Here is a 16,733-nt window from a genome sequence, read left to right as displayed (position 1 = left end):
GCATGATGGGCGCCTCATGGTCGTTCGAATGCGCCTAGGTCGGCTGCAGTGCCTTGCGGGGTGCGCGGCACCATGCCGCGGGCTTCCTCGTATTGATGCGTGAGCGTCAGGTTCAGAGTTGATGCGCCTGTGGGGGTGAAAGATGGCCCGAGTCCGCCTTGATCGAGCACGGGGGAGGACGCTTGTGGGTAAAACGTGCCGTCCAGCATGGGGTTGCTGCCACTGATCAAGGTGGAACCCGTTGTTCGAACGTCTGCGGTGTAGTTGGGGTTGGTGCCATACCAGGTGCTGGGCACATAGTTACTGCCGCGGAAGGTCAGCACGCCTGCTGGAGCGCTGAGGAAGCGCCACTCCGATGTGCCTTGTTGCCAGAAGATGTTGGCCGTTGCTTCCACGGTGGTGCTGCTGGCAGCTTGGCCATCTTGCCCGATCTGGAAGGGAGACACGTACCAGAACACGTTCTGCGGAATGTTGTTGACGAGGGTGTTGGCGTAGTAGAACAGGGTGCCGGTTCGGGCGTGGGCCTGGCTGTTGTCAAAGCCCCAGTGCACCATGTTGACTGCGTAGCCGGCGGGGGCCTGGTAGTCGTTGATGATGAGGTTGCCGTAGACCCAGGCATAGGGGTAGAGCGGGTCGGTCTTGACGTTGCTGAAGCTCTCTTCTTCGGTTTCAACCAGATCGAGCGCACGAGCGCTGGCCAGGATCTTGTTGTAGCGAATCACGGTGCCGCTGCTGCGGTCTTTCAGCGAAGAGCCGCCATACGCCTGGCCAATGAAGTTGCCTTCGTAAAGAGCCCGCCTGGCCTGGACGTAGAGGTTGTGCTCGGTCTGGCGGCCAGGGTTGCCATTGAGGTAGATGCGGTTGCGGCGAATGATGACGTTGGCGCTGTAGTCGTCTGCCGAGGTGCCTTTGGTGTTGGTGAAAATGCCCAGGCCATTGCCTGTGATCTCGCAGTTCTCCACAGTCAGGTTGTGGACGCGAACGGCATATATGGCGGCAGCGAAATAGTCATAGCTGCGGCTGATGCCGCCCAAGCCGGTGAAAGCGTTGCCGCGCTTTGCGCCTGTGAGCTTCAGGTTTTGGATGGTGATGTACTTGGGGGTATAGGTGTCCCACGCGTCGGAGGGCCCTCGGTTGATGGCAATGAGCGTGTAGTCTTCAAAGCCATTGCCAAAGCCTGCGTTACGGGCATCGGTGGCTGTTTGGGCGTTCAAGCCGGAAATTTCGGGGCGGTTGCATTGCGCATCGGTGACGCCATTGATGATGACGGGGGCATTGGCCGTGCCTTGAGCGCGCAAGCCGAATTTGGTTCGATAGGGCGTGTTGCGGTAGTGAATGTTGACCACGTCGCCCGCTTGAAGGGACAGCCAGGGCACATCAGTCAGTTCGGTATAGGTTTGCCCGGGGCCCACGTTGTAGGTTTGATGTGATCCCGTTAGCGCAGAAGAGCAGGCTGTGGCAGGCGATGCCGTGGCCGCAGGTGGCCAAGCGGTGGGGTCGGTGTCGCCCACTGACGAGCCGGGTTGCTGCTGTTGGTTGTCGCTACCAGGGGGCGGCACCAAGGTGTCCTGGCTGGTATTGAGTGCATCGGTTTGGGGCGCAGGTTTGGAGCCACCTCCACATGCCACCAATACAACAGGTAACACACAGGCCAGCAGCCTTGCGGTAAGTGTGCGGTGTGTGGTCATGGGTCCTCTTTGTCTGATCTGTTGTTATTTCATTCTAGGAAGATCAGTGGAAGTCGCGGCTGGTGGTGGCCAGTCGGCCGAGTAACGGTGTGCAATCTTTGAGGTAATGCGCAATCAGGTGACGAACCTGGTTCTGGTGTTGCCAGACACCGTAAACCGCCAGCAAGCGGGACTGCAGCAAGACACTGCGTTGGCGCTCACGAAGATGTTTCCAAATGATCACGTTCACGGTGCCGGTTTCGTCTTCCAGCGTGACGAAAACCACCCCGCCCGCCGTCTCAGGTTGCTGACGCACCGTGACGATGCCGCAAGCCCTGGCCAGTCGGCCATGGGGATACGTGGCCAGTTCCTGGGCGGTGACCAGCCTTTCCGCAGCCAGTTGCGGGCGCAACAAGGCCAGTGGGTGACGCCTCAAGGTCAGCCCCAGCGAGGTGTAGTCGAATACGATTTCTTCGCCTTCTGGCGCCGGTGGCAATTGCAAGCGGTCTTCGTTGACGGGGGCTTCGCGCAGCAACTGAGGCGCGCGATGCAGGGCGCTGCTGTCCCAGACTTGCTGGCGGCGATGCCCGGCCAGGCTGAGCAAGGCGTCGCCCGCGGCCAAGGCCCTGACATCGCTTTGTTCCAGTTGGGCTCTCAAGGCCAAGTCTTCGGTGTGGCTGAAGGGGCGTTGCTGGCGTGCCTGCACCAGCCGCTCAATGGCCGATCTGGACAGGCCTGACACCAGGCGCAGCCCGAGCCGAACAGCCCAAGCCTTGTCTTGGTGAGCGTGGCGGGGTGAATGCTGCGGGACATCAGCGGGTTCCAAGGTGCAGTCGTATTCGCTGTGAGACACATCTGGGGGGCGAACTTCGACACCATGCCGCTTGGCATCTTGAACAAGTTGGCTGGGTGAATAAAAACCCAAGGGTTGAGAATTGATGAGGCTGGCCAGGAAGACCGCCGGGTAATGGCGTTTGATCCAGGCACTGAGATAGACCAGGATGGCAAAACTGGCCGCATGCGACTCGGGAAAGCCGTAAGAGCCGAAGCCCTTCATTTGTTCGAAGACCTGGTCAGCAAAGCTTGTGGGATAGCCGCGGGCCTTCATGCCCAGCTTGAGTCGTTCTTCGAATTTCTCTACACCGCCCTTGCGACGCCAGGCTGCCATGGAGCGCCGCAGGGCATCGGCCTCGCCCGGGCTGAAACCGGCTGCGATCACGGCAATTTGCATGGCTTGTTCCTGGAAGATGGGAATGCCCAGGGTGCGTTGAAGCGCCGCAGCCAAGGCGGGGTAGGTGCCCGATACATCGCGCTGCGGGTGTTGGCGTTGTTCTTCGCGCCGCTGCAGATACGGATGCACCATGCCGCCCTGAATGGGGCCTGGTCGCACGATGGCGACCTGCACCACCAGGTCGTAGAACTGCCGAGGCTGCAGGCGCGGCAGCATGCTCATCTGGGCACGGCTTTCAATTTGAAAGACCCCCACGGTGTCAGCCGCGCAGATCATGTCGTAGGTATCAGCGTCTTCTCTGGGAATGTCCTGCATGCGAAATCGCCGTTGCTGGAGTTGACTGATGAACGCCAGAGATCGCTTGAGGGCGCTGAGCATGCCCAAGGCCAGCACATCGACCTTGAGCAGGCCCAGCGCATCCAGGTCATCCTTGTCCCACTGAATGACGCTGCGCTGGGGCATGGTTGCGTTTTCAATCGGCACCATGCGGCACAGGGGGCCTTTTGCCATCACAAAGCCGCCCGTGTGCTGGCTCAGGTGCCGAGGAAAGCCCATCAGGGCTCGGCTCAGCTCTTGCCATTGCTGAATGACCCGATCTTGCGGGTTGAGGCCCAGTTCTTCCAGCCTGCTGGTGCGTATGCCTTGGCCATCCCACCACTGGTGATGGCGAGCCACACCTTCAATCACATCTGGAGCTAGCCCAAGCGCTTTGCCCACGTCGCGCAGTGCGCTGCGGGTTCGGTAGGAAATGACGGTGGCGGTCAGTGCGGTGCGGTCGCGTCCATACTTGTTGTACAGATACTGGATGACCTCTTCTCGGCGCTCGTGCTCGAAGTCGACATCGATGTCAGGCGGTTCGTTGCGTTCCTTGGAGATGAAGCGCTCGAACAGCAGGGTCGACTGCGCCGGATCCACTTCGGTGATACCCAGGCAGTAGCACACGGCCGAGTTGGCTGCGCTGCCTCGCCCCTGGCACAAGATGCCTTGTGACCGGGCAAAGCGAACGATGTCATAGACCGTGAGGAAGTACTTTTCGTATTTCAAATCGGAAATCAGTTCGAGTTCCGACGCAATTTGGGTTTGTACTTTGTCGGGCACCCCATTCGGATAGCGTCGCTGACTACCAGCCCATGCCTGCTGCGCCAGATACGACGCAGGCGATTGACCTTCAGGTACCACCTCCTCAGGGTATTCGTAGCGCAACTCGCTGAGCGAGAACTGACACTGCTGCGCGATGACTTGCGTGGCTTCGAGCAGTTCAGCCGGGTAGCGTTGCGCCAGCCGCAAGCGGCTGCGAAGATGACGCTCGGCATGGGCCTGCAGAGCCAGCCCGGTTTCGGCGACTGGGTGCCCAGACTGAATGGCGGTGAGTACGTCTTGCAATGGTTTTCGCGATCTGACGTGCATGTGTACATCGCCCACCGCCACCAAAGGCATTCCTGATTGCTCACCGATTTGCTGCAGACCTTCAAGCCACCAGGCATCGTCGAGTTCATTGAGCAGGGTCACCCCGAGCCAGCATTGCTGAGGGAAAAGAGCTTGCAGCCAGCGCGCCTGCTGCAAGGCGGTAGACCAGATCAGGTCGGCTCGTTCTGGCCCCCACTGGGCGGCGCGAGCGCGAATGGCCGAACGATCGGGCAGCAAAAGAAACAGGCAATGCGGCAGGGCTTCGGGTTTGACGCCTTGCCGAGTCAGGGGGGCTTGGCCTTTGCCTTCGACTGCGCGTCGCAGTCGGGTGATGAACTCGCACAGGTGGCCATAGCCTTCGCGGTTGCGTGCCAGCACAACCAAACGGAATGGGGTGCTGTCGTGCACGAGGAATTCGCTGCCGATGATGAGTTTGAAATCATCGGCAGCGGTGCATTCCAGTTCCATGTCTTGCCTGGCTTGATGCGCGCGCACCACCCCGGCCACAGAGCATTCATCGGTCAAGGCCAGCCCTTTGTAGCCCAGCTCGATGGCGCGCCGAATCAGTTCTTCAGGGTGTGATGCGCCTCTGAGGAAAGAAAAGTTGGAAACACAGTGCAGCTCTGTGTAGTTGGGGAGTTTCATGGCCGTCCGCCTTAGCCAAACAGCCCGTGCAGATACCAGGGGCTGCGCCCGTCAAGGTTGGGGTGGCGGTCGCGGAACACCCACAGCAAACCGGCGCGTTCGCTGCTGGCGAGGTAGTAATCGCGGGTCACGGGGGTGCCATCCCACCAACCTGATTCGACCCGGTGTGGCCCCAGCAAAAGCTGAAGCCTTCCTTGGTAAAACGGCGCTTCTTGCTGTTGTGGTCCAGATCCGATGGTGTTGAGCGCTTGGGGCTCGGGCAGCAACCAGATGGGCAGGGGCAGATCGGGCACCGGAAAGGCCTGAGCCGAAGCCGATGGCTTGATGGGGGCTGCATGCCAGGACAAGGCCAGTTCAGGCCGGTGGTCTGCCTGCAGTTGCCCTTGTTTGACCCGCTCGGCATCGAGGCGTGCGCCCAGACGTTCGATCAAATGAGTGAGGGCCTCGCGCTGGGCTTTTTGCGCCGCAGGTGATGTGAGCGAATCGGGTCGAATGGACAGGGCTTCGCCACTGAGTTCGGGAAACAGATGCGAGTTGTCGCTTTGCTGTACGCTGATTTCGTGGGCATGCAAGGCGAGCGCATCGACCGGGCCAGGCAAGGTCATGCGTTGCAAGTGCTCATTCATCAGGCGTTGCAGGCGGATGCGATCTCGGCTGGGTGAGGCCAGGCGAATGGTGCATTCGCCCTGGCTGCTGACGTCGCGTTGGCGGAATGCGTCGTGCTCCCATTGCAAGGTCCAGGCGTGTACCCCGGCCTGCAGACCCGCCAGCCAGGCGCAAAGGCGGTCGATCAGGATCGATGCCCCTGTGCCCAGCGCCGCAGCAGTGTCCACCCGCCCGGGTAGTTCCAGCCGGGACTCAAACACCGCAGGCAGCCTGAGCCAGTCAAAGGCTTGCGCTTGCGTACCGTTGAGTTGATCCAAGGCTTGGAGCAGCCCTGCGCCAAAGCGGCGGCTGAGGCCGGCTCGGGGAAGGCGCATCACATCTTGCAGGTTGCGGCAGCCCAGTTGCGACAGCGTGGTCTGATGGGGGCGCAAGGCCGATACCGCCGCCAACGGCAAGGACAGCAAAGGCCGCCCCGGATAGCGGGCCTGCGCGAGTGCCGCGGCGGCGGTGTCGGCCCGCGCGGTCGAGGTGCATCCCAATGCGCCTGACTCGGTCGCGATGCGAGCGGCCAAGGCGTCTGCCCCGCCAAACAGGCGGTGGCTGGCTTGCAACTCGGCCACCACGGCTTCATCGAGCAGGGCCACCCTGGGGGTGAACTGCAGCGCCCACCAACCCAGGTGCACGGCATCCAGCCCAACTCCTTCGCTCGCCGCTTCAGTGCACGGCGAGTTCGGTGGCTTGCCGGGTATCAAGGCCATCCAGTGCGGCATGGTGTGCGGGGGCGATCAAATGGGCCAGACCCTGATGCCAGATGGGCAGGGTCAGCGGGTGTTCAAGCAGCGGGCCTTTGCGTTTGAAGATATTCACATGCAGCGCCTGTTGCGGTGGGCCGAGATGCAGCCCCAAGCGCAAGGGAGCGGCCGATGATTCATGTCTAGCCGACAAGGGCCTGAGTGCAAACAGCAAACCGGGGTGACGGGCCGCATGGCTTTGCAGGCGGCGCATGTGATCAGGCCGTGCGTGGGGCAGCCAACTCAGGATGGCGGTGAGGCAGGCGGCTTGCAGGGCCTGCTCGGTGGCCCACAGGCGCTGGGCTTGCGTTTGAGCATCGACCCAGATCAGCTTGTCGGGGGCAATGCCTTCGCGGTACAGCCCAGGCAGGTAGGGCACTTGAGGGGGGCCGATCAGGATGATAGAGCCCCCCTGGCGAGTCAGTTGTCTCAGGGCCGGGAGCAGCAGCCGCCATTCGCCCTGGCCCGCTTGCGCCTGCAGGATTTCTGTCAGGCTTTGCACGGGCCAGCCCCCGCCAGGCAGGTGCGGGTCTAGCTGTGGGTGACCGCTGGAAAGTGTGAGGCTGTGCGTGCGGCACAGCGCTGCGCCTGTCCAGACAGACGGGCGCAGATGCTCAGGCAAATCGACAGAAGAGGTTTTTTGTACTGTATGCACATACAGTATTCTGGGGGCCGAGGACGGATTTGTCCAGCCTCTTCAGCCCCAAAGTCGTGCCTGAGTTCAGGCCGCAGCTGACTTTTTGCGCAGGTGGCTTGTTGCCAAGCCGACGAGACCCAAGCCCAGCAACATCATCAGCTGGGTTTTGGGTTCAGGGACAGCCGCGACGGTGCCTTGCAACGAGAACGCTACGCCACGCCCCTCATAAAGGCTGATGCCGTCATTGACAGCTTGCCAAGGCGATGAGGCGTCGATCTTGAGTGCGCCACCAGAGCCAAAAATATCGACCGCGTTGGGCTCTTGGGCTGCGCCATACCACTTGGTGTCTGGGTCGAGTTTGGCTAAGACGGAGATCCAGTAACGACCGGGATTCAAGTCGGCCGACATGGCGCCAGAAAAAAGCCCACTATAGGAAATGGTGTCGAAGTTTTCGTTGATGCGCTCTTGTTCAAACGACGAGGTGATCACTTGTTCGCTGATCAGTGCGTTGGGGCCACTGGTTGCGTCGTCATAAATGCGAACCACAAACTCAAGGGATGCGGGTGCGGTCAGTGGCGTGGTGCGGGCAAACAGGCCAGCCCAGTTGATGGCGTCGATGTGGCTGGCCTGACTGAGCGAAAACAGCGAAGCATATTCGCCACCACCCAAAATAGATTCGGTGGCGATGTCAGTGGAATAGCCCGTCAGTTGATCCAGCAAAACGGACGAGGCGTGGGCCTCTACGACGCAAGCCAAAGAAAGTAGCAAAGCGCCAAATGATTTTTTCATGGCAGATCCCTGTGAGTTTATGTGAATGAATGGAAACCATTTTCATGGCCCCATTTGAATATATCCACAACACTCACTGCGTTTGATATAGATCCACAAATACGAGGCGATATTTTCCGACTTGCCGATCGATTATTCCTCTGGCCCATGCGTCAAACCCCATTCGGCCAGCAGTGCGTTGATTTGGGTCTGCTTCAGTCAGCCCCGTGCCAAGGGGTTCATCGATAATGGGCGCAGACGAATGGACAGATGAAAGCGGAAACATGGCTTCCTCGCCAACTGAATCGGGCTCAGGTGCGGCTTGCGACAAAGACGGTGCGTGCGGATGCGGATCACCCAGCGTGAAGCTTGACTCATACCCGTCCATCCGGTCCGATGCACCCGTGCCTGGATGGAGCCGATTCCTGATTCCTTCCATGGACTGTGCGGTGGAAGAGGGGGAAATTCGCCGTGCCTTGGAACCCATCCCTGGCATTGAAGGCCTGCGCTTTCAGTTGCAGGCGCGAACCTTGGCCATCCTGGCTTCAGACGAGGCACTCCATGCCGCTTTGCAGGCCATCAAAAAGGCGGGTTTTGCAACGCAGCCGCTACAGCCTGTATCGCCTCAAGCCGGTGTAGGGGCTCCTTCAGAGTCGCACGCGCACGGTCTTGCAGAGGGCGGCCGGTGGGGCCGTTTGCTCGGGGCTCTGGTTCTGGCTTGCGCTGTGGAGGTGCTGGACGTCTGGGCTCCCGCCACCGATCTCTGGCACGGTGCCAGCATGGCCCTTGCTGTGGTCGCCATTGCCTTGGCTGGATTCGATACCTATCAAAAGGGGCTGCAGGCCCTGCGGGCGGGCAAGCTCAACATCAATGCCCTCATGACCGTAGCGGTGACCGGGGCGTTTGCCATCGGACAGTGGCCGGAGGCTGCCATGGTGATGGCGCTGTATGCCGTGGCTGAACTCATTGAGGCCAAGTCGGTGGATCGAGCCAGACACGCCATTTCCAGCTTGCTGGACTTGAGCCCCCGACAAGCCATGGTTCGCCAAAGCAATGGAACCTGGCAAACCCAGTCTGTGGATGACATCGCCTTGGATTCGGTGGTACGCATTCGCCCTGGCGAGCGCATTCCGCTCGATGGGTTGGTGCAGGAGGGGCGCAGTGCGGTGAACCAGGCCCCTGTGACCGGGGAAAGCATGCCTGTTGACAAAGCGCCGGGCGACAAAGTGTTTGCCGGCACGATCAACCAAACCGGAGAACTGCTGTTTCGCACCACCACCACGGCAGCAGACACCACGCTGGCACACATCATCGAAGCGGTAGAGCGCGCGCAAGGCAATCGCGCACCGACTCAACGTTTCGTCGATCAGTTTGCCGCCGTCTATACCCCGGCGGTTTTTGGCGTGGCCTTGGCGGTGGCTTTGCTGGCGCCACCTGTTTTGGGCTGGACCTGGCTGCAGGGCATCTACAAAGCCCTGGTGCTTTTGGTGATTGCCTGTCCTTGTGCATTGGTCATTTCCACCCCAGTGACCGTGGTCAGTGCGCTGGCGGCAGCCGCGCGCAGGGGGGTGCTGATCAAGGGCGGGGTGTACCTTGAAAAGGCCCGAGAACTGCGCGCGGTGGCCATGGACAAAACCGGCACGCTGACCTTGGGTAAACCGCAGTTGGTCGCATGGGATCCTCTGCCCGCTGATGACGACGAAGCCCGCCCGGTGGTGGCACAAATGGCTGCCAGTCTGGCTGCGCGCTCCGATCACCCCGTTTCCCAGGCCATCGCGCTGGGCTTGGGGGGCGACACGCTGGAGGTGCAGTCATTTGAGGCCTTGCCTGGCCACGGGGTTCAGGGACAGGCCAATGGACAGGCCTATGTCCTGGGCAACCACCGCTTGATCGAGTCGCGCGGGCAATGCAGCCCTTATCTGGAATCGGTGCTCGATGGGCATCAGCAGGCGGGACATACCGTGACCGTACTGGCTTCCGATGAAGGTGTACTGGGTGTTTTTGCGGTGGCTGACACCCTCAGACCCGAGGCTCGCGAGGCGGTCGAGGCTTTGCACCGCCAGGGCATTCAAACCGCTCTGCTGTCGGGTGACAACGAGCGTGTTGCGCAAGGTGTGGCACAGCAGGCTGGCATGCAGCAGGCACACGGGCAGCTTCTGCCGCAAGACAAGCTGTCCAAGCTGGAGGCCCTGCGTCAAGCCCATGGCCCTGTGGCCATGGTGGGCGACGGCATCAACGATGCGCCCGCACTGGCTCAAGCCGACATCGGCATTGCCATGGGGGCGGCAGGAACTGATACCGCCATGGAAGCCGCTGATGTGGTGGTCATGAATGATGACCTTCGGCGTATTCCTGAGTTGATTGCCTTGTCAGACAAGACGCACAGCGTGCTTTGGCAGAACATTGCGCTGGCGCTGGGTATCAAAGCCGCGGTGCTGGTTTTGGCCCTGATGGGGCAGGCTTCCATGTGGATGGCCGTGTTTGCCGACATGGGGGCGAGTCTGCTGGTCGTGGCCAATGGCTTGAGACTGCTGCGGGGTGTCGACGCCCCATGAGTCCATCAAGACTGGATCGGCTGAACCGGTAAGCGCGCCAACTGCCGGTCGTGCCAGGCGCTCAGCGAAACCAGGGCGCAGACCCCGCCAATGAGTGCAAACAACATGTCAGATTGCGTATCCCAAGGATCGCCTTGCGTGGCCAGAAACTCATCGGCACCTTGGCCCAAAGCCACTGCAGCCCCCCACTCGATGAGTTCGTAGAACGCGCTGAAGGCCAGCACGATGCTGAGAATCACGTACACGAGCATCTTGCGGCCCTTGACATGCTGCCCCCGCAACAAGATTTCGCGCGCCAGAATGGCAGGACCGAACCCTTGCATGAAATGACCGATCTTGTCGTAAGGGTTGCGGCTCAGATCCAGCCAATGCTGAATGTCGAAGCCCAGTGGCACCCGGGCATAAGAGTAGGCGCCCCCCACCAGCAACACCACGCTGTGCACAAAAATGCAGGCGTACAGCAAGGGGGTGAGCGGGTAGCGCCGATAGCTCATGGCCATCAAGAGCAGGGCAATGATGACCGGCACCACCTCCATCAGCCACACCCCCCGGTCGAACGGCTGCCAACCTGATACCAGCAGGCAGGCTAACAAGGCCAACGCGGCCGTGAGGGCATAACGGTCTTGGCGAGTAACGGTCATGACTTGCATGTGGGCAGATGCGATCAAGGCGACCGCTCCGGCATTGTCAAGCAAGCTCGAACCGATCTCACGGTTTTGTCATCCAGCCCGGTTGCCTGAGCAATGTGGCTCACTGGCAAGCCTTGCGCCAGTTGTGACGCAATCCACTGCGCCAGATCCAAGGTCATGCGCCGGGGCGAGGCCGCCCAATGCGGCTGCACCGTGTGGATCTGCAGGCAGTTCAGGCACCGCCAGCGAACCATGTGCCCTCGCCGAATACGTGGGCGGCTGTCGGCGGGCACATCTCGCCACCAGGTTTCTCTCAGGGCGTGTCGGCGAAAGGGGCCTGAACCTTGGCAGAACGGGCATTGCTGCGGCATGGGGTTGTCTGTCATGGTGCTTGTCCCCCATCACTGGCTGCTGCGCCAATCATGCGATTCATCGCCTGGACCATGGCCTGCAAAGATGCCGTGACCAGGTTGACGTGGACCCCCGCGCCATAGCTGCCCTTGGCCTGTCCATCGCGTGCCAGCTCAACCCAAGCCATGGCCGCCGAGTCCGAGCCTTGGCTCACCGCATGCTCGCTGTAATCGCGCAGCTGCACAGAGGTGTCGATGCCATCGATGTGCTGGGCCATCACGGCCTGCCATGCCGCATCCAAGGGGCCGTTGCCCTGTCCATGCCATCTCTGCTGGCCAGCACAGCCGAGCATGACCATCTCAATGTGGGTGCAGCCGCTTTCTTCATAGAGGCGGTGATCCACCATCTGCCAAGGTGTGCGGCGCTGCAAGTAATGTGATTCGAACAATGCCGTCAATTCGCTTGCGCTCAACTCGCGGCCACCGGTGTCTGCCACGGCCTGAACCACTTGGCTGAACTCGATTTGCACTCGGCGCGGGACGTGCCAGCCCTTGGCAGACTCGAGCAGATAGGTGATGCCACCTTTGCCAGACTGGCTGTTCACCCGAACAATGGCTTCGTAGCTGCAGCCCACATCTTGCGGATCAATCGGCAAGTAGGGCACTTGCCAGGGTTGATCGGGGCGCTGTGCGGCCATGCCTTTGCGAATGGCGTCCTGGTGCGAACCAGAGAATGCCGTGAACACCAGATCACCTGCGTAAGGGTGGCGCGGGTGAACCGGCAGGGCAATGCACTGCTCCACAGTGCGCGCAATCGACGCCATGTTGGAAAAGTCGAGACCAGGGTGCACGCCTTGGCTGTAGAGGTTCATGGCCAAGGTCACGATGTCGACATTACCGGTGCGCTCACCGTTGCCAAACAAACAGCCTTCGACCCGCTGAGCCCCAGCCATCAAAGCCAACTCGGCTGCCGCCACCGCGCAGCCACGATCGTTGTGGGGATGAACGCTCAAGATCACAGCGTCGCGCCGAGCCAGATGACGATGCATCCACTCGATCTGGTCCGCGTACACATTGGGCGTGCTGGCTTCCACGGTTGCCGGCAGGTTGATGATGACGGGGTGGGCTGCAGACGGTTGCCAGGTTTCGATCACGGCATTGCAAACCTCCAAGGCGAAGGGCAACTCCGTGGTGCTGAAGGTTTCCGGGCTGTATTGAAAGGTCCAGTGTGTCTCGGGCTGCTGTGCGGCCAAGTCGCGCATCAATGCGGCGTGGCGCACGGCCAGGTCCTTCACCTCGGCTTGGCTCATGCCAAACACCACCTCGCGCCAGGCGAGGGCCGTGGCGTTGTACAGATGAACGATGGCCTTGGGGGCGCCACGCAAAGCCTCGAAACTGCGTCGAATCAAATCTTCGCGGGCCTGCGTGATGACTTCGATGGTGACATCGTCCGGAATGTGGCCCTCTTCAATCAACTGGCGAACAAAGTCAAAGTCCGTCTGCGAGGCAGAAGGGAAGGCGACCTCGATTTCCTTGAAGCCAATGGTCACCAGCATCTTGAAGAAGCGCAACTTGGTTGCGCTGTCCATGGGCTCGAACAACGATTGGTTGCCGTCGCGCAGATCGGTGCTCATCCAGATGGGCGCCTGAGTCAGCGTCTTGCTCGGCCAGGTGCGGTCGTTCAGGGCCACCGATGGGGCAGCGCGGTACTTCTGGGCGGGGTTGGCGATCATGCTCATGGGGCGTCTTTCTTCCTGAAAAGAATGAAGAGGACCAGGTCAACTGGCCGGCGCCGCATGAGCAAATACAACCCCCCATGCAAAACGCCAGCGTGGAGCTGGCGTTTCGGGGGCAAAGGAAGCTGAGTGAATTAATGCGTGGGGTCACTCAGCCAAGCACGGCCCACCGAGGCCAGCTTGCGCGCTAGCGCTAGTCGTTGCCAGGTGGGTTTGATGTGCTTTGCCATGCGGTGCAGTTTGACAGCGCGGTTTGCGTTCCGTCAACCCTGTCACCGGGAATTCCCGTTTCTTCTGGGGGCATCGCGTTGGCCCAGGCTCACGGTCTGAGCAAGATTGGCACCGGAATTGGGCGCAAAAAGCCGTTGCCCGGGCAAAAACCCTGTACTCCTGCCAAAATAGAGGGTCGCGCCAATCATTGAGGCACCAAGGACCATCAGCATGCATGGGGAATCGACCCGCCCAACCGCCCAATCTTCCGAACAGCCTGGCGAGGTTTCGCCTCAGGTTCAGTTCGTTGCGCAGGCTCGCATCCCGACCAAGTACGGTACCTTCAATATGAAGGTGTTTCAGGAGCAAGGCTCTGGCGTTGAACACGTGGCCATGGTCATGGGCGACATCACCGAGCATGCCCTGATTCGGATCCATTCCGAATGCATGACGGGTGACGTCTTCGGCTCGTTGCGCTGCGATTGTGGTCCTCAGCTTGATTTTGCGATGCGGGAAATTGGCCAGGCTGGCAATGGCATCGTGCTGTACTTGCGCCAGGAAGGGCGCGGCATTGGCTTGATCAACAAGCTCAAGGCCTACGAGTTGCAAGATCAGGGTCTGGACACCGTGGAAGCCAACTTGAAGCTGGGTTTCCCGGCTGATCTGCGTAAGTTCGATATTGCCGGCCAGATGCTGGAGCACTTGGGCGTGAAGTCGGTCAACCTGATGACCAACAACCCCGACAAGATTGCCGCTCTCAAGGCGTATGGCATTGAAGTGGACGAGCGCGTGCCCGTGCGCAGCGATGCGCAGCCAGAAAACGAACGCTACCTGGCAACCAAGTTGCACAAGCTGGGCCACCAGATCGACTGGCTGTGAGTGGCACGCATGGCTGAACTCGACCTCACCCCGCACGACGACCCCGAACAGGATACGCCCGAGCGCCACAAGGTGGCGCAGCGCAGCACCTTGGTCAGCGTCATTGTCAATCTGGTCTTGACCACCGTTCAGGTGGTGGTTGGTGTGCTGGCGCATTCTCAGGCGTTGATTGCAGATGGCATCCATTCGCTGTCAGACCTGATTGCCGACTTCGTGGTGCTGGTGGCCAACAAACACAGCCACAAGGAGGCTGATGACGACCACCACTATGGGCACCACCGCTATGAGACCGCAGCGTCGCTGGTGTTGGGGGCGCTGCTGTTGACGGTCGGCGTTGGGATGCTGTGGGGTGCCGTAGGCAAGCTCAGCGACCCGGAGGTCATCCCCCAGGTCAAACCCGTTGCGCTGTGGGTGGCTCTGATTGCTTTGGCTTCCAAGGAATTGCTGTTCCGCTACATGCTCGCCGCCGCTGAGCGGGTCCGCTCCAGCATGCTGGTGGCCAATGCCTGGCATGCCCGTTCTGATGCAGCTTCATCTCTGGTGGTGGCTCTGGGCATTGTGGGCAACCTGATGGGGTTTCCTCTGCTCGACCCCGTGGCCGCCTTGATCGTGGGCCTGATGGTGACCAAGATGGGCTGGGAATTCGGCTGGGATGCACTCAATGACTTGATGGATCGCTCCGCCTCTCAGGATCAGATTGAAGAAATCATCGTCCTCTTGAAAGAAACCCCCGGCGTGCATGGCGTCCACGATGTGCGCACCCGCAAGATGGGCGACATGATCATGGTCGATGCCCATCTGGAAGTAGATGGATCGCTGACCGTTAAACATGGGCACGATATTGCTGTGGCAGCCCGTGAGCGTGTCATGCAACAGTTGCCTGTGCTGGACGTGATGGTCCATTTGGACCCGGTCTGACACGCGTAGGAATATCCTTCCAAACAATCTCTTTTCTCCCCTTCAGCTCAGGGAGATTTATCCGATAGTGACCTGGATACCCTTGATGGAAAGGGGTATTGATGTCTACAAGGATGAAAAGATGATTGAACTCTTGCGCCGGATTTCCATCGACAACAAGCTGCGTTTGCTGTCGCTGGTGCCCTTGGTTCTGCTTGTGCTGGTTTCTGGCTTCATGGTCTGGCGGCTTTACACCGAAAGCGTCGAAGACCGCAAAGTGGCCACCCGCCAAACCGTTGAAGCCGCTTTGGCTATTGTCGATTGGGCTCATTCCCTGGAAACCTCGGGGGAAGTGTCTCGCGACAAGGCTCAGCAAATGGCGCTTCAGGCATTGAACCGCGCCCGCTACTCGGGCAAGGAATACTTCTGGGTGAACGACATGAACCACAAGATGGTCATGCACCCAACCAAACCAGAGTTGAACGGCAAAGACCTGAGCGACATGACCGATCCGGACGGCACGAAGGTGTTCGTTCAATTCGTTGACACGGTCCGCCAGAACAAGGCCGGGTTTGTCTATTACCGTTGGCCCAAGCCGGGTCAGGACGAGCCCGTTGCGAAGGTGTCTTATGTGACGGGTTTCGAGCCTTGGGGCTGGGTAGTGGGTTCCGGTGTGTACATCGATGACCTGAAAGCCGAGTTCTTTCAGCACCTGACGGTGATGGGCGGCATGCTCGGCGGAGCCGTGGCCTTGTCCATCTTCATTGGTGGCTTGGTCAGTCGCATCATCAAGCGCGGCATCCGCAAGGCGGTTCGTGTGGCTGACTCGATTGCCGAGGGCGACATCAGTCAGCCTATTGATGTCAAAGGCACCGACGAGATCGCTCAGCTGCTGCAGTCCATGCGCAAGATGTCGGAGCACTTGACCCAGACCATGCGTGAAGTGCATGAAGCAGCAGACAGCTTGTCCCAGGCCAGCAAGGAAATTGCCGCTGGCAATGGTGACTTGAGCAGTCGAACAGAAGAGACTGCAGCGAGCCTGCAGCAAACCGCAGCCAGCATGGATCAACTCACCGGTTCAGTGCGACAAAGCGCCGATTCGGCCAGCGAGGCCAATCACTATGTTGACACGGCTGCTGGTGTGGCCGAACGGGGTGGTGAGGTGGTGTCGCAAGTGGTGGCCACCATGGATGGCATCAACCAGGCTTCCAAGAAGATCAGTGACATCATTGGTGTGATCGACGGCATTGCCTTCCAGACCAATATCCTGGCGCTGAATGCGGCGGTGGAAGCCGCTCGTGCGGGCGAGCAAGGCCGTGGCTTTGCTGTGGTGGCTGGAGAGGTGCGCACCCTGGCGCAACGCTCAGCCAATGCCGCCCGCGAAATCAAGGCGTTGATCAACGCGTCAGTCGATCAAGTCGAGTCGGGCTCACAGTTGGTGCAATCGGCTGGGACCACCATGCATGACATCGTGAACTCAGTGCAGCAGGTCAATGCGATCATTCGCGACATCACCATGGCCACATCCGAGCAGCGCGATGGCATCAGCCAGATCAACACCGCAGTCAGCCAACTGGATCAGATGACCCAGCAAAATGCGGCGCTGGTGGAGCAATCTGCTGCGGCTGCCGAATCGCTGTACGAGCAGGCTGTGCGCCTGTCGCAGGTGGTGGGGCGCTTCAAGCTCAGCCACCATCGCACGCGTCACGCCTGATTCGCATCGCC

The 16,733-nt window shown here is 60.3% G+C and carries 12 protein-coding genes; 4 read left to right on the top strand and 8 right to left on the bottom strand.

Going from position 1 to position 16,733, the window contains the following annotated elements; genetic code table 11:
- Nucleotides 1–14: 14 nt before the first annotated feature.
- The 5 genes from VFW72_RS12120 to VFW72_RS12100 all read right to left on the bottom strand — a co-directional run bounded on the left by VFW72_RS12120 (nt 15) and on the right by VFW72_RS12100 (nt 7,773).
- The gene (locus tag VFW72_RS12120; protein WP_329674557.1) at nt 15–1,688 is read right to left on the bottom strand and encodes a right-handed parallel beta-helix repeat-containing protein; all 1,674 of its coding nucleotides are present in this window, start codon (nt 1,686–1,688) and stop codon (nt 15–17) included.
- A gap of 43 nt (nt 1,689–1,731) precedes the next feature.
- Entirely contained in the window at nt 1,732–4,950 is a 3,219-nt protein-coding gene (locus tag VFW72_RS12115; protein ID WP_329674556.1) for an error-prone DNA polymerase, read from the bottom strand.
- A gap of 11 nt (nt 4,951–4,961) precedes the next feature.
- On the bottom strand, nt 4,962–6,314 hold the full coding sequence (locus tag VFW72_RS12110) for a DNA polymerase Y family protein (RefSeq protein ID WP_329674555.1): 1,353 nt from the start codon (nt 6,312–6,314) through the stop codon (nt 4,962–4,964).
- Nucleotides 6,271–7,002 carry a translesion DNA synthesis-associated protein ImuA gene (imuA, locus tag VFW72_RS12105; RefSeq protein WP_329674554.1) on the bottom strand — a complete coding sequence of 244 codons (732 nt, stop codon included), beginning with the start codon at nt 7,000–7,002 and terminating at the stop codon, nt 6,271–6,273. The genes VFW72_RS12110 and imuA overlap by 44 nt, the downstream gene beginning before the upstream one ends.
- 66 nt (nt 7,003–7,068) lie before the next feature.
- Nucleotides 7,069–7,773, bottom strand: a complete 705-nt coding sequence (locus VFW72_RS12100) for a PEP-CTERM sorting domain-containing protein (protein ID WP_329674553.1) — start codon at nt 7,771–7,773, stop codon at nt 7,069–7,071.
- A gap of 341 nt (nt 7,774–8,114) precedes the next feature.
- On the opposite strand from VFW72_RS12100, the gene VFW72_RS12095 reads away from it, so the two are divergent.
- Nucleotides 8,115–10,307 (top strand): cation-translocating P-type ATPase, encoded by a 2,193-nt coding sequence (locus VFW72_RS12095; RefSeq protein ID WP_329674552.1) that lies wholly within the window; start codon nt 8,115–8,117, stop codon nt 10,305–10,307.
- 5 nt (nt 10,308–10,312) lie between these two features.
- Here the strand turns inward: VFW72_RS12095 and VFW72_RS12090 are convergent, their stop codons facing one another.
- The 3 genes from VFW72_RS12090 to leuA are packed head-to-tail and all read right to left on the bottom strand — an operon-like array spanning nt 10,313 to nt 13,019.
- Entirely contained in the window at nt 10,313–10,948 is a 636-nt protein-coding gene (locus VFW72_RS12090) for a DUF2238 domain-containing protein (RefSeq protein ID WP_329674551.1), read from the bottom strand.
- A gap of 23 nt (nt 10,949–10,971) precedes the next feature.
- Nucleotides 10,972–11,322, bottom strand: coding sequence for a helix-turn-helix domain-containing protein (locus VFW72_RS12085; protein ID WP_329674550.1), 351 nt, complete (start codon nt 11,320–11,322; stop codon nt 10,972–10,974).
- Entirely contained in the window at nt 11,319–13,019 is a 1,701-nt protein-coding gene (gene leuA / locus VFW72_RS12080) for a 2-isopropylmalate synthase (RefSeq protein WP_329674721.1), read from the bottom strand. The genes VFW72_RS12085 and leuA overlap by 4 nt, the downstream gene beginning before the upstream one ends.
- Before the next feature lie 444 nt (nt 13,020–13,463).
- Between leuA and ribA the strand changes: the two genes are divergently transcribed.
- From ribA to VFW72_RS12065, 3 genes are all read left to right on the top strand, one after another.
- Nucleotides 13,464–14,111, top strand: coding sequence for a GTP cyclohydrolase II (gene ribA, locus VFW72_RS12075; protein WP_329674549.1), 648 nt, complete (start codon nt 13,464–13,466; stop codon nt 14,109–14,111).
- Nucleotides 14,112–14,120: 9 nt separating this feature from the next.
- Nucleotides 14,121–15,029: a cation diffusion facilitator family transporter gene (locus tag VFW72_RS12070; protein ID WP_329674548.1), complete on the top strand. Its 909-nt coding sequence runs from the start codon at nt 14,121–14,123 to the stop codon at nt 15,027–15,029.
- A gap of 121 nt (nt 15,030–15,150) precedes the next feature.
- Nucleotides 15,151–16,722 (top strand): methyl-accepting chemotaxis protein, encoded by a 1,572-nt coding sequence (locus tag VFW72_RS12065; RefSeq protein ID WP_329674547.1) that lies wholly within the window; start codon nt 15,151–15,153, stop codon nt 16,720–16,722.
- Nucleotides 16,723–16,733: the final 11 nt, after the last annotated feature.

It is taken from the genome of Aquabacterium sp., assembly GCF_036273115.1.
Classification (GTDB): Bacteria; Pseudomonadota; Gammaproteobacteria; order Burkholderiales; family Burkholderiaceae_C; genus Aquabacterium.
The sequence above is the reverse complement of the archived record's forward strand: the minus strand, read 5'-3'. Positions and strand labels throughout refer to the sequence as shown.